16 protein-coding genes are annotated in these 13103 nt (G+C 46.4%); 4 read left to right on the top strand and 12 right to left on the bottom strand.

Annotated features, from left to right (window positions below):
* Positions 1 to 114: 114 nt before the first annotated feature.
* The 4 genes from H8K38_RS06660 to H8K38_RS06645 form a co-directional block, all read right to left on the bottom strand.
* Positions 115 to 369, bottom strand: a complete 255-nt coding sequence (locus H8K38_RS06660; RefSeq protein WP_255422853.1) for a hypothetical protein — start codon at positions 367 to 369, stop codon at positions 115 to 117.
* Between the two features lie 24 nt (positions 370 to 393).
* Entirely contained in the window at positions 394 to 786 is a 393-nt protein-coding gene (locus H8K38_RS06655) for an MAPEG family protein (RefSeq protein WP_186884013.1), read from the bottom strand.
* Between the two features lie 205 nt (positions 787 to 991).
* The gene (locus H8K38_RS06650; protein WP_222610780.1) at positions 992 to 1963 is read right to left on the bottom strand and encodes a hypothetical protein; all 972 of its coding nucleotides are present in this window, start codon (positions 1961 to 1963) and stop codon (positions 992 to 994) included.
* Positions 1964 to 2147: 184 nt separating this feature from the next.
* A complete protein-coding gene (locus H8K38_RS06645; RefSeq protein WP_186884011.1) occupies positions 2148 to 3065 on the bottom strand; it encodes a hypothetical protein in 918 nt (305 codons plus the stop codon).
* Positions 3066 to 3379: 314 nt separating this feature from the next.
* On the opposite strand from H8K38_RS06645, the gene H8K38_RS06640 reads away from it, so the two are divergent.
* Positions 3380 to 4132: an ABC transporter substrate-binding protein gene (locus tag H8K38_RS06640; protein WP_186884010.1), complete on the top strand. Its 753-nt coding sequence runs from the start codon at positions 3380 to 3382 to the stop codon at positions 4130 to 4132.
* Between the two features lie 46 nt (positions 4133 to 4178).
* On the opposite strand, the gene H8K38_RS06635 is transcribed toward H8K38_RS06640, so the two are convergent.
* The 5 genes from H8K38_RS06635 to H8K38_RS06615 form a co-directional block, all read right to left on the bottom strand.
* Positions 4179 to 4796 carry a hypothetical protein gene (locus H8K38_RS06635; protein ID WP_186884009.1) on the bottom strand — a complete coding sequence of 206 codons (618 nt, stop codon included), beginning with the start codon at positions 4794 to 4796 and terminating at the stop codon, positions 4179 to 4181.
* Positions 4797 to 4913: 117 nt separating this feature from the next.
* On the bottom strand, positions 4914 to 5162 hold the full coding sequence (locus H8K38_RS06630; protein ID WP_186884008.1) for a DUF3297 family protein: 249 nt from the start codon (positions 5160 to 5162) through the stop codon (positions 4914 to 4916).
* A 93-nt stretch (positions 5163 to 5255) separates the two neighbouring features.
* Positions 5256 to 6050 carry a tRNA-uridine aminocarboxypropyltransferase gene (locus H8K38_RS06625; protein ID WP_186884007.1) on the bottom strand — a complete coding sequence of 265 codons (795 nt, stop codon included), beginning with the start codon at positions 6048 to 6050 and terminating at the stop codon, positions 5256 to 5258.
* Between the two features lie 326 nt (positions 6051 to 6376).
* Positions 6377 to 7072 carry a DUF3334 family protein gene (locus H8K38_RS06620; protein WP_186884006.1) on the bottom strand — a complete coding sequence of 232 codons (696 nt, stop codon included), beginning with the start codon at positions 7070 to 7072 and terminating at the stop codon, positions 6377 to 6379.
* Between the two features lie 35 nt (positions 7073 to 7107).
* Complete coding sequence (locus H8K38_RS06615) at positions 7108 to 7311, bottom strand: hypothetical protein (protein WP_186884005.1); 204 nt, start codon at positions 7309 to 7311, stop codon at positions 7108 to 7110.
* A 237-nt stretch (positions 7312 to 7548) separates the two neighbouring features.
* Here H8K38_RS06615 and H8K38_RS06610 point away from each other — a divergent pair, with 237 nt between their 5' ends.
* Both H8K38_RS06610 and H8K38_RS06605 read left to right on the top strand, forming a co-directional pair.
* On the top strand, positions 7549 to 7698 hold the full coding sequence (locus H8K38_RS06610; protein ID WP_186884004.1) for a hypothetical protein: 150 nt from the start codon (positions 7549 to 7551) through the stop codon (positions 7696 to 7698).
* A 143-nt stretch (positions 7699 to 7841) separates the two neighbouring features.
* A complete protein-coding gene (locus H8K38_RS06605) occupies positions 7842 to 8039 on the top strand; it encodes a hypothetical protein (RefSeq protein WP_186884003.1) in 198 nt (65 codons plus the stop codon).
* A gap of 220 nt (positions 8040 to 8259) precedes the next feature.
* On the opposite strand, the gene H8K38_RS06600 is transcribed toward H8K38_RS06605, so the two are convergent.
* Positions 8260 to 8880 (bottom strand): glutathione S-transferase, encoded by a 621-nt coding sequence (locus H8K38_RS06600; protein ID WP_186884002.1) that lies wholly within the window; start codon positions 8878 to 8880, stop codon positions 8260 to 8262.
* A 195-nt stretch (positions 8881 to 9075) separates the two neighbouring features.
* On the opposite strand from H8K38_RS06600, the gene H8K38_RS18685 reads away from it, so the two are divergent.
* Positions 9076 to 9336 (top strand): DNA/RNA helicase domain-containing protein, encoded by a 261-nt coding sequence (locus tag H8K38_RS18685; protein ID WP_222610779.1) that lies wholly within the window; start codon positions 9076 to 9078, stop codon positions 9334 to 9336.
* Between the two features lie 38 nt (positions 9337 to 9374).
* Here the strand turns inward: H8K38_RS18685 and H8K38_RS06590 are convergent, their stop codons facing one another.
* Positions 9375 to 9662, bottom strand: a complete 288-nt coding sequence (locus tag H8K38_RS06590; RefSeq protein ID WP_186884000.1) for a hypothetical protein — start codon at positions 9660 to 9662, stop codon at positions 9375 to 9377.
* Between the two features lie 17 nt (positions 9663 to 9679).
* Entirely contained in the window at positions 9680 to 13063 is a 3384-nt protein-coding gene (locus H8K38_RS06585; RefSeq protein WP_186883999.1) for an SIR2 family protein, read from the bottom strand.
* Between the last annotated feature and the right edge of the window lie 40 nt (positions 13064 to 13103).

Below are 13103 nucleotides of genomic sequence, written 5' to 3'. Positions count from 1 at the left end.
TGAGCCGGAATGATGTCCCGCGAAATAAATTCCTGAGCGTTGCCAGAATGCACGGAAGAAAAAAGAATGCCGCAAATCACTACGACTTATCGCAGCATACCTGCTCTCGCCTGCTTATTCGTTACGGTAAATGTATAAGGCCGCGCATAGTACCGTACCAGTGGCATACAGCCAGCGCGTATCGCTGCCGATGAGGTAAGGGTAGAGCATCAGCGCAATTCCCAGCCATTTACACTTCGTCTGTTCCATCTTTTTGCCGTAGCGATAGGCCGCAAAGCCGATGATGCCAAAAAGAAGAGCGCCAAAAATATACGCGGGTGTCGGCAACATACTGAATAAAGTTGCCTGTAATTCCTGTTCATCCATCATCTGTTCCTGTGATTGAAAGACGTTTCAAGACATCAGTAAGATTGCGATATTTACCGTAATGCCGCCTGTCCAGACCAGGCTGCGCAGATTGCTCATATTTGTCAGGTATGTCGCGACGTAGATCAGCCGCAGACCAATAAATATCGTCGCAAGCGTATCAATGCGTCCCTGATCTGCATGCGCTTGCTGCGCGAGAACGACTGCTGCAATAAACAAAGGCAAGGCTTCCCAGCCATTTTGTTGTGCGGCATTCGCGCGTTGTCGCCAGCCCTGTAACTGCTGTGCCCATACACGTGGTTGCTGGTTGTTATAGCGACCGTCTTCTCGCTTCAGTTTCGCCGACCCCGCCTTTGCCAAGCCAACCGTGACGATGGGTAACAGACATGCTGCCAGTACACACCAATTTGCTAAAGTCATTAAATTTCCTCTTTCTGAATTTTGAGATGAGTCACACATGATGTGCGACGCGACAGATAGTAGTCCTGTTTCGGTAAAACGTCACAGCGTGCAGCATAAGATGAACCCAGTAAGAGCATGCATTGAAAAAAGGAAATAAATTTCCGTTAATTTGACGAGGTAACAATTCGCTACAATTCTGCGGCAAATATCGTGTCAACAGAAATCAAGCGGGCTGCGTTCTTGGCTTACGTAGATTGACTACGCAAAATAAACTCAACGAAAGAACAGGACCTATCATGAAACAAGTTATCGCCGCTATCATCGCAACTACTTTCGCAATGGGTACAGCGTTCGCCCAGACACCTGCAGCCCCAGCTGCTCCTGCCAAAGCAAGTGCGCCAGCCGCCGCGGTTGCAGAAGCAAAACCTGCCAGCGCAGCAGCAGAAACAAAAGCGTCAGTACCATCGGCAGAAAAAAAATCTAAGCATGTAAAACACATGAAAAAAGAAGCGAACACAGAAGTCAAAGCAGATGCAAAAGCAGAAGCAAAAACAGATACAACAAAGACGACACCAGCAAAATAATGGTTTGATTTTGTTGCCTCTGAAATGAGGTAAAAGACCGGCGTAACATCATTGATGTGCGCCGGTTTTTTTATACACGATAAAAACATACTGCATTCTTCGTAGCTGAAAAAAAGATATAAAAATACGGGAAAATAAAAAAATAGATACATCAATTTTTTTAAAAATCCTGTCAACACAATGTAGCAAGGCCGCGTTATTAGCTTACGTAGATTGACTACGCAAAACAAACTCAACGAAAGAACAGGACCTATCATGAAACAAGTTATCGCCGCTATCATCGCAACTACTTTCGCAATGGGTACAGCGTTCGCCCAGACACCTGCAGCCCCAGCTGCTTCTGCCAAAGCAAGTGCACCAGCTGCTGCAGTAAAAGCCGAAGCGAAAGCGGAAACAAAAGTGGCACCACCAGCGCCGGTAGTAGAAGCAAAATCAGCCAGTGCAACCGCAGAGAAAAAAGTAAAGCATGTAAAACATGCGAAAAAAGAAGCGAAGGCAGAAGCCAAAGCAGAAGCCAAAGCCGATGCAAAATCAGAAGTGAAAACTGAAGTCAAAGCAGACGCAGCGAAGACAGCTCCAGCTAAATAATTCAGCTCAAAAAAACGGCGCATATCAGATGATATGCGCCGTTTTTTTTTGATCAAAGCATCCGTGATACGTAATCATCATCGTTATGAAAATACATAATTCAAAGCAGAAATTTTCTGATCTGTATTCATAAAAATTTTTTCTTTAACAGATTAATACCTGTGAACGATGAGAAAAAATTTCATCTGTTTTGATTCCAATTCATTCTCAAAGCAATCCGATTTTTTGCAGTGAATTTTTCAGTTCTTTTATATTTCCCTGTTCCGGCCAGCCGGTAACCTTGCTGCTGAGTTTTCCATTTTTAAAAAAATAAAAAGTCGGCGTTCCCCAATGGTCAATGTCTTTCCATTCCTGTCCTTGATAAACCATGGTCATTTGAAAGTTGGGAAAAGAACGATTCCACTTCTGGATGTCGTGAAAGTAACTGTGGCGCATTTGTGGAACCAGCCATTTTCCATGTTCGCGAAACACCGTCATCAAGGCGGGATCTTGCGAAATATCGCGTACTGCATTTCTGGAAAAAGGGCATCCGGGGCTGGATACCACAATAATTTTTGCGCCCTGATTGATGTCAACATTTCTTCGTAATAAAGATAAGCTGTTTGCTTCAATCAGCCATTCTGTTGGCATCTGAGCGGATAAATCAGGCGCTTCCCGATGTGCAGGCAAAGCGTCATTCACTGATAGTTTGTGCCGTGCCAAAAGTGCGTCTGCCTCTTTCAACATTCTGACCTGCAAGAGCGCGAAATATAACTTTGTATAGTGTTCTTCAGTGATCAGTTTGCGCTCTTCTAACACCTCGGAAATACGCTGCAGATATTCTACATATTTCGTTTCAGCGGTATAAAAAGCGGTCATGTCTGCCGCGCGAAAAAGAATTTTTAAATCAGATGGCGTGGTTAATTTGATTTTTTCTGCATCCAGAAACGGAAGCATAAGGCGATCGAAAGCATTTGCCATTGCGATTGCTTTAGTCGATGTTGTTTCCGTCGCGGCGTCTGCAATGTTATCCAGCTCGGCAGATTTCTGTTCCAGCGTTTGCGAAAACGCACCACTCGCACTGAGTATCGCCACTAAAAAAAAGAGCACCAGCTTGTATTGGAATGAAAGCAAATATTGCGTCATAAAATATTGGAAGAAAATTACTCAACGGTGAAAAGGGAATGCCAGAAAATGATTCGGCAACGATACTCAGATTTGAGTCTGAGTTTGCGTGCCGTAGTGATCAACAGATTTATCCTGGTTGTCTAAAGAATATCTGACACGAATGAATTTGTTAACTTTAATTCTCTTTTTTGGCCGAGCCTGTATCACAAAATTCTTCTTACAGATCGAAAACGAAATAAACGCGTATATCGTGGTTTCTTGCGCACGGGGATGCGGTCAAGATGTGGTTAAATGTGAGTTCAATATTTATCGCCACTGACCGACTTCAATGTATGAAGAAACAAGTGTTTTGCTTACTTGGATTATTTTGCGCATGGCAAGCATCTGCAACGGATTTACGCGTAGCGATATGGGAAAGTGCTGCGCCATATAACGTGAAAACTGAAAGCGGCTGGAAAGGGCCATGTGTTGACGTCTATCGTGCGATAGAGGCAATTGATCCGCAGTTGCATTTTGTGCTGGATGACGATCCTATGCCGATTCGCCGTATCGAATATGAGCTCAGCGCCGGGCGGCGTGACATTATCTGTGGCGCCAGAAAGAATGCATCGCGTGAAGCTGCCGGCATGCAGTTTCTGAAACAGGGTTTGCACACGACGGGCTATCGGCTGGCAGTCAGAGCCGGTGATGATGTTGTTGTGAATAACTGGAACGACGTGAAAAAAATGGGCAAGGCCGGCAAAGTGCTGATCATGCAAGGGCATGCCGAGGTCGAACGCTTGCAGCAGTTAGGCGTGATCCTCGATAGCGGTACACCGACAGCAGAACAGAATCTGATCAAACTGGAAGCGGGTCGTGGCCGATTTTTTTATCACCGCGATTCTTTTTTTAAGAGCGGTGCCTACTCACCGAAAAATCATCCGAATATCCGATTGCTCCCCGTCATACTTGACCCCAGCCCGGCGTATATTGCGGGTGGAAAAATGGTTCCCAAAGAAGTGATGGCGCAGATTGACAATGCCTTCAGCAAGCTTGTGCGTAGCGGTGAATTAAACCGCATCATCAAAGCAAATGCTCTCGATTAAATTTCATTCAGAACATTGCTGAACGCGTTATCCTGCGCTGATTTTTTCAACGCTCTCCCATATAAATCACACGTGGGCAGGGCGATTGTGGAGATTTCTGCGGGCACCAGAATGACACCGTGATCGACCAGCGTCGACAAGAAATTTCAACCAGATCCGCTGTGTCGCCCATGCCCATATTGCAGGTCGATTGCAGCGCTGCATCGAGCGATTTCGCCTGAAAATATCCGTAGGTGCTGATGGTTTGTATTGCTTCCGTTGCGCGTTGCGGTGACACTGTTCCTGGCCGCACAATCAGCTTACGCGCTTGCAGTGGCACGATTGTTTCCACCTCTGCCGTGCCACAACTCCATTGTTTGCCATCGCGCCCGCATTGGGCAACGTAATATAAAGGCTGGGTCTTGAGTTGCGCATGCGGACGGCATTTCACATCGGCGTAATTTGCCTTGTCCGCCTGAGCGCTGAAAGCGCGCGCATCAATCTCTGCAACGCCGATACCGAATGGATCGCCACAGACCAGTTTTTCTAACAACAGATGTTCGTTGCGACTGAGCCTGACGGGAAAGGTTTGTTCATCTGCATTTGCATAGGCGGTGGCGGTCAGCGTTGTGACCGATGCCAGTAAAAGCAATGGCATCAGTCGATACCAGCCTGTTGTGTTCATGCGCTTTGTGGCGCGAAAATGGCCTGACCAGCGCATGAATACAGGGACTTTTTCATTTGAGTTGCAGTAATGATAGATACAGACGCCATCGTCAGATTCGTGCCTGAGCGGCAGACATCAGCGATAAAACGGCTCGACCTGACCTTTGACTTTGATCATCAGCGGATTGCCTTTACGGTCACGCGCCTTGCCTGCTGGCACGCTGATCCAGCCTTCGCTGATGCAATATTCTTCGACGTCCAGACGCTCTTTACCGTTGAGCTTGATGCCCACTTCGTGTTCAAACACGGCGGCGACGTAGTAAGGGCTGCGCGGATCAACCGACAGGCGATCCGGTAATGGGGGGAGTTGTGTAGTATCGTTCATAGGCCGAATTATCCACCAGATGCGCAGTCTGTTCAATGCCGCTGTCGATTTTGCTGTCAGCGACGGATATTTCGCGCCAGCTTTATCGTGTCATCAGGCTTGGGGCGTTGATGCTACCGATGCTGCCAAGGCCCGCAAACGCTGATGGAATTCGTCTTCCCAGTCCACCTTTAATTGCTGTTTGGCGCGCAGATAATGTTCGCTGAACACATCCAGATACGTTTCCAGCGTTTGCGCGGCGAATACATCGCCCGCCAGTTGCAGGCATAAACCGGCGACTTCCGATGTGCACAAATGTTCATCACGGCGCGAGCGGCGCAAACGGTAGCGTGACAATTGTTCCTGCAACAGACTCAGCACAGGAAACTGTTCCAGATACGGGCTTTTTTTGAATATCTTGCGTGCTTCCGGCCAGGTCGCATCGAGCAAAATGAACAGCGGTCGTTTCTTTGAGATTGCGGCTGCGGGTTCGCTGGAATCTGAAGCGTTTTGTTCCGGCAGTAATTGCGTGATCACACGCTCTGGCGCCACAAATTCACCGGGAAACACCACATATGGCTGCCATTGCGGGTCTGCCAGCACCGCCAGCAAGGCGGGGTCAACTTCCGTGCGCGCCCAGCCAAATGCCATCGTATCCGGCACCACATCTGCGATCAGCCAACCCGTGTTACTGGGCTTGAGCGCTTCATGTTCTGCCATGATCAGACACACACCAGCACGCGTCGGCACCACAGGACGCAACGCGCAGATGCAATGGCTGAGTATCAGGCGGCAGCCGCCGCAACGTTCGCCATGTGGCCCGCCACGCGCCAGAAACGGTCGCGTGCTGCGTGCCAGACGGGCAGTACGTAAGCGGGAGACAGCATGCGGTGGGTGAGTGGTATTCATCAGGAAAACTCAGGTGCGACAGACGATTGCCGCGCGATTCATCATTCAGACAGGGCGCGTATCTTGGCATGACCGACGCGACATTGCAAACCCCGCATTAAATGGACTTCTGCCGGGTGATGCTGCCAACAGCCAATATCTATGCGGGGATACAGGGGTATGCCTTGGAAACCCGCATGAACACTAGGGGGTGTTTTCAGCAAATTGGCTGAAAAGCCTTTTGCTAATAAAAAACGCCATGTAAGCCATATCGTTACGTGACGTTCTTTATTTTTCAAACCAGCTGTTGCGTTGATCAGGCGCAGATCAGCCACAGACGCCGGTGCTTACATGCCCAACGAACGTAACAGCTCATCGCTTTCGTCATCCACCACCGGTGCGGCGGCGGCTGGCGCTGCTTTGCTCAGATCGGCTTGTTCCATATCAAGCAAGGCATCCGGATCGATGATTTCGCTGGAATCAAAATCATGCAATTTAATGAATTCCGTGCGATCAATCGCGAGTTCGAGATAGAAAATATTATTGTTTTCAGTGAAAAACGACACGCGACGGATTTCAGGGCGATCCAGTGGCGTATCCACACTCAGCATCACCTGCTTATTCAGCACTAGCATTTTGGGTTGATTCTGGGTGATGTTGGTTTGCAGTTCCCGGCGTATTTTGCCGGTAAAGTCCCCAACGATCTGATTCATCAGTTCGCCGAGGATATTTGACACTTCGTCCGAGCTGAACGACGAGGCCAGTTCCGATTTCGGCATACCCATGCTGAGCATGTATTTTTCGTAAATTTCCAACGCGGCGTTGCCTGCAAAATTCAACACCACCAGACCGGAAAATCCACCGTCAAATAAGACGAAACAACCGATATCCGGCTTCAGACCGATTTTGGTAATTCTTTGCACCATCGCAGAGTAATGAATCTTGCTTTGCGTCGCTACGTTCAGTACTCGCGTGACCGAATTGCATAAACTGGTCAACAGATCTTCTGTTCCGTAGACAACTCTTTTTTCTTCGTTACTCATGACCAACTCCTGAATTAGGTTTCTTGAAATGATTGTTATCTATTGTTATTTTGTCCGCGCAGTGGCCGATGCACTATGACCAACACGTTGGCTGACACATCGTTTCGCCCAGCGCCGGGAGTAATGTCGTGCCGTCGCGCTTCGCTGGCAAATACCACGCGAAACAGGGCGATACGGCTAAGCAGGTTTGCCATCGGTTCTCGCAAGTATGTTTGCGGTGACAGGGCGAAGCCAGACATGATTTTCTCCTCTGCGTGGCAGTGTTACCGGGAACTCAGCGCAGCGTTAATCGCCGCACGCAGAACACTTGTACCATGGAAATAGATAAGAATATTCAATGGTACACGCTGCGTCCAGATGTTTCACGTTTTCTGTGCGATTTGGGGCAGGCAAACGCCTGTAAAGGCAGGCGGTTTTATCGGATTTCCAAGTTTCTGCACGTTTTCTTAGCTTCATGATACAAAATGAAGCAAAACATGCCTACAAATAACGCCACAACGGCGGCTCACTTACAAACCCGGTTGCTGGCAAAAGTAGCACCTCGCGCTTCTTTCAGGCGTAATCGCTGCACCTTTGTTATCACCGGAAATAAAGGCGTGTTACAAGTCAGCCGGATAGATTGTTGAAACGTTAAGTTCAAACAGTGGTGATGGCCTGCCACTCGCACCGGCATGTCGGGAACCAAGCAACAGCATGCTGGTCTACCAAATGACGAAGCGACCAACGACATGTCTGCTTTGCCAAATTAAATCAACCTGAGAGTGAGACTATGAAAAAAATCCTGCATATCCTGAGCCTGGTCGCCATCGTTGCCAGTTTAAGTGCCTGTATTTCGGTCGTTGAAAGCACTGCTGAAGCTGGCAAGCAAATCAGCGTGATGTCGCAACAAGCCACTGCCACTTGTGGCCAGGGTAATGTCGATAAAGTGACCACGACCAGTTTTACCTGCAAACAGAACAGCCGTTAAGCAATACGCTGACGCATAAAAAAACAGCCGGTATCAACACCGGCTGTTTTTTTATGCGGAAAAAGAGGTGGCAAAAAATCGCACGAAAACCCGGGTCTGCGTTCAAGGTCTGAGATTCCTTGCGGCTGCTGGCAGCATTTCATCCTGCAGACCTGATCAATAAACAGTCTTGCTGATGTAACTCGACTGGTTGTCGCACTCTTTGTCAGTCACTGCCGCTTTATTGAGCAAATTTCGCATAATACGCCTGCACTGCAGGCAAGGCCGCGATGCGCTGATTATGCGCATTCAGCGCCGGTGCAACTTGCGCTACCAGATCGGTCGGCACATGATCCAGACGACCGGCATTCAAACTACGAATATCCACAAACACCTTCAGATCGGCGATCGTCAGGCGGCCATCAGCAAAGTATTCGCCGCCTTGCGCCAGCAAACGCTGCTCCAGCCAGCGCAGATAAACCGGCATAGAACCATTCACCAAGGCCAGGCGCGCCGCCTTTTGCTCTTCACCCGTCATACGATAAGTCGGGCCCATCCTGATACCCGCTTCTTCCACAACAAAGCTCACCTCGTCGCAGTACAAAGCCTGCAAAGCGTCTTGCGGATACAGCCCCGCCAGCTTGCCTGCATAACGCAGGATCGCATCACATTGCGTCAGTTGCACACCATCCACCTCTAGCACTGGCACCTGCCCGAACGGCGTCGCTTTGCGCACGTCGGCAAATTCAGGATAGCTGAAACGATGATCATCAAACGCCACCCCACCCAGCGCCAACGCCAGCCGTATCGGCTCACCACGGCCACCATGAAAATCGAAATAGGTCAGTTTAAGTTGAGGCATGTTGTCTCCTGAAAGCGAATAAAAGCGGAACTAAAAAATTGGCAGCTTTGGGTGCGTGATGAACCCAAAACCAGCGCCATCATAGCAGGGTCAGCAAGGGGTGGCAGAATGCCGGATTGTCCCTTTGCATGCCACTACTTCGAAGATGTCGGCACAGAATTTGATATTCAAGCCCTAGAGCTTGATTGGTAATTGGTGGCGTGGAATGCAGACTACAGATACGTCGATGGTCAATTCGAGCACTGGAAGTTTACCGGAACGATAAGGAAACGACGTCAGCAAGAGGAGCCACAGCGTTACCTTGAGAGCGCTTATCGCGTGTTGCTGGCACGAGCACGGCAGGGGATGGTGACTTATTTACCTCGAAGTGATGTTGAGGACGCGACTCGTTTGCCAGCATATTTTGATAAGGCTTCAGATTGTTTGATTGGTTGTGGATCAGAAGTTTGCAAGTGATCCCCGTTGTAAGCTACACAAGAGTTAACATCAATTATTTAAACTGATTTTGATCGCTGAGTGCGCTTGATAAGCATTTGAATATGACCTGACAGATCACCCACGTCTGGTAACGGATAAGTCGCCGAACTATAAGGTTCAGTTTTTTTCTCGACTAAGTCTTCAAACTGATAACGTAAAAAGCGGTAGTGATGTTGGCAGGCCAAGTCTAATCCTTTTTGTACAATTTCAGAGACGCGATCAGTTTTTCCGTTTTCAAGTAAGCAGCGCGCATAAAGCAACAAGGCTTCTACATAATAGTACTTGATATGACGCAAATTACTCAAAGCCGTCTCAAATAATGTTACTTTTTTTCCAATACAGGTTCGGCTAGCCCGAGGATCAGTTGCTGTAAACCCGCAGTGTAGGGATTAATGATAGCGAGCTTCTTGACGCGGGATTTATCGATAACACCGAGTTTGGCTTTTAAATAATGGCACTGCATTATATTGAGGTGATCCTTTTCGTAACGGGTCGCAAGAAAAGTATCAATCATTGCTAACGTAAGTTGTCCGCTAGCGAATTTCGCCTCCAACGAAAAAAAATTAATTCTCCAAGTCGAGAGTGTTCCAAAGTCTACTTCACCAAGTTGAAATAGCTCGGAAGGATAGGCTCTAAATTGACTCCAATTCATTTTAATCGACAGCGTCAAGGCAGATAATTGTGCACCCTCCATGCTATAGAGGGGCATTACAGTACTAATAATCTGCTTTTCTACTAAGTTTGTAGGTGGCGTCAGTTGGTTTAAAGGACAGAGTTGTTGGAGCTCAGTGAATGCATTTTCAAAGTCGCCACCAAAATAACGTGCATCTATCAAAAGCAAATCAAACCACAATTGAGCCTTCTCATCGGTTTTAAAAAATTCTGTTTTTTTTGCCATAGCCCGAGCCAGCTCGTTGGACAAACTAGTATTGATGGCTAAGTGACTCAAATTTTGAAGATACGAGAGTATCTGATCACTTGTTAGATTCGCGACATCAATATAGTCGATACTCTTCAAAAAATTGCCTTGATACTCACTAAAAGAAAAATTCGCAGCATAGGATTCTTCATGACGTAAGTCACACAATACTTCGGCAAAGCTCATTAAATACGATAATGCGCTTTGGTAATACTGTGTACGTATTTGATGACTCTGACGCATCAATTGGTATTCCGAAAATTTCCCAATAATCGATTGCAACTTAATATTACTGTTATCCACTTGTGTCATGGATTTTTTTTCTAGCGACTTTATAACAACATCCGTTATGATATTTGGAGAATTAAGCGCGAATAGCTTTTTCTTGTCTTTACGTTGCTCGATGCGGCGGTTTTCTGCGATCCGTTTTAAATTCGCCAAAGAAATTCCATCTGGAAAAAGCGATAGAATTTCGAATACTTTTTTCTCGTCATCGCTCAAGTTCCGATATGAAAAATGAACAGAGGCATACAGTGATTTTTTACGCTCGATATTGCCATCTGCCACCCTGTCATACTCAGCAATTTCCGATTCGCTGGCTTTGCGGAAAAAATCGTTTTCAAGTTCGTCCTTCAAGTGGGCAAAACTTTTTCCTTTGGGAATATTTTTAGCAACCAGTTTTATCGCCAAGGGATTATTGTCGAGCAAGTTCTCAACGATCTGTGTACGGATGAAGTTGTATTCCTTTGGTGCTGGTGTTATACCGCTCAACTCCTGTAAAAACAACTCGAACGCTTCGTCGCTGGTAAAGGGACGCAATTCATATACATCCTCACAATCGATATCAAGCAATTCACGAGAAGTGATAACGATAGTGGCGTAATCACAAATAAAGTGGATGAAGTCCTTGATGGATTCTGGCTCAGACAAATACAACAAGGTTTCTACATTATCCAAAATAATCAATTTATCTTGTTTCGTGAAGTTTTCCTTTATTTGCTTTCGAATATTCAATGCGGTTTCAAGATGAAAACTGGCCGCCACTTTTTTCTCAAATGTGGCGTAATCGGGGATGAATTCACAATCAACAAAGTCGATGCCATTTGAAAAAAAACTGCGCATCGCCAGTTCAACCGCAATTTTCTTTATCGACATAGTTTTACCGATGCCGCCAGAGCCTTTGATAGTGAGAACAAGGTTCTTAGACTGAAGCTCAATTATCTTACGACAGATATTTTCTAAATCGCTACTTCTGCCAATGTAGTTTGCAGTAGTTTTGGGGTCAATGCTATCGGGAAGCGCACTTTTAATATACACATCTTGATGCACACCTTTTAACTCATGCAATTTGAAAGCATCGGATTGAGCTATGCCGTAAAAATTTGGATCATTAAATGCGTCCAGTTTTGCCTTTTTAAACAACTTAAACGCCAAACTTTCTATCTGCGCTTTCACCATCTTAGGAAAAAGTATGGTTGGTGACGCCAAAGAAGCGATTTCTTCTGCATTCAATTCTGACGTGTCGGTGTGATCGAGAAAAATCAATACGCCTTCTGTATTGCTATTGCCGATGTTTTCTTCTAAATAAGTAATACTTACAAACTGGCTTTGCAGCATCTCATCTTCAATAGCAATGCGTTGCTTGACTAGTTTCGACAAGATGATGATGTAATTAAAACCGTCCAAAGCATTCAAGGATTTGACGTTTAGTGGAAAATAACTAACCTCGCATTTGAAAGATTTAATTTCTTTCAGAATTAGGGGGTCATATTGATAATTTTTGGTGATGGGATTAGCACTTAGAACAGCGATACGTGTGTTGGTTGCGAGTGCAGTATCAAGTACATGTGAAGGTGCACTTCGCCCTCGAACTGTATCGGATATTGTGTGTACGGTTATCAGCGAGGAAGGCGAAGGCTGTGGGGCTGACCTCACAATCATATCGAGTTTATCAATCAAAGGCTGTCCGAAATCAGCAAAGCAAAACACCTCAATGTTGTCGAAGTTCTTCAATTTTTCACGAATCAAAGCTTCGTCTTTTTTTGGTACCATCGCATAGTGTGGACCAGTATTACCATCAAAAAGTTGATGTACGTCGCCAAGTTGTTGTAGTAACTCTGCATCTGACAAGCTGCAACCTACAAACAGCAAAGTCGAATCACGACTGACTGCACGGAAAACATCAAGTGCCGCTTTGTAGGATTCGTCTGTTTCGAGATAGAGTCGATTGTAACTCTCCGAAGTAAATATGATGCTCGTCAAATTACCTAACCTACCATGCCAATGCCAGACCGTAGGCTCGCGATAAATCGCACGATTAAAATCCGCCAACTCAATTACATTGTTATTGTCTAACTCCATCAGGTCGTCGGCACGTGGGCATGCAAATCGCAAAACGCGATCGTAATTGAGTGTAATAATGCGGTCGCTAAGTTGCCAAATTGCTTGTGGCAGCGCCAAGCTCGCATCCTCAATAGAGGCTCGATCAACAGTAAAGGTTTCTTTGAAAAATTGGTTCCACAATCCCCCCTTCAATCCCTTTCTGGCGAGATCGGCAGCAACTTGATAGTCATCAATTGCAAGCATTGCCTTGATGGCATTTGCCTGTTCAGGCTTATTTTCACGTTCTAACTTTTCAGATGCTTTCTGCAACAACTCCTTCCAATTAGGAAAAAGGCGTTGACCTGCTTTGTCTTTAAGCGCCATTGACACGCCAGCACCGATAATGGGAACCAATGTTTTATCAGAGAAAGCGTTAAGTATTTTTGATGGAATAATATCGGCCATTGAGTTTCTTCCTCCGAAGACTTAGTCCGTGTAAGGGGCT

The sequence above is a fragment of the Undibacterium sp. FT79W genome (assembly GCF_014284215.1).
GTDB lineage: Bacteria > Pseudomonadota > Gammaproteobacteria > Burkholderiales > Burkholderiaceae_D > Undibacterium > Undibacterium aquatile.
Note: the sequence above shows the minus strand (reverse complement) of the source record. Positions and strands in the feature narration are given on the sequence as shown.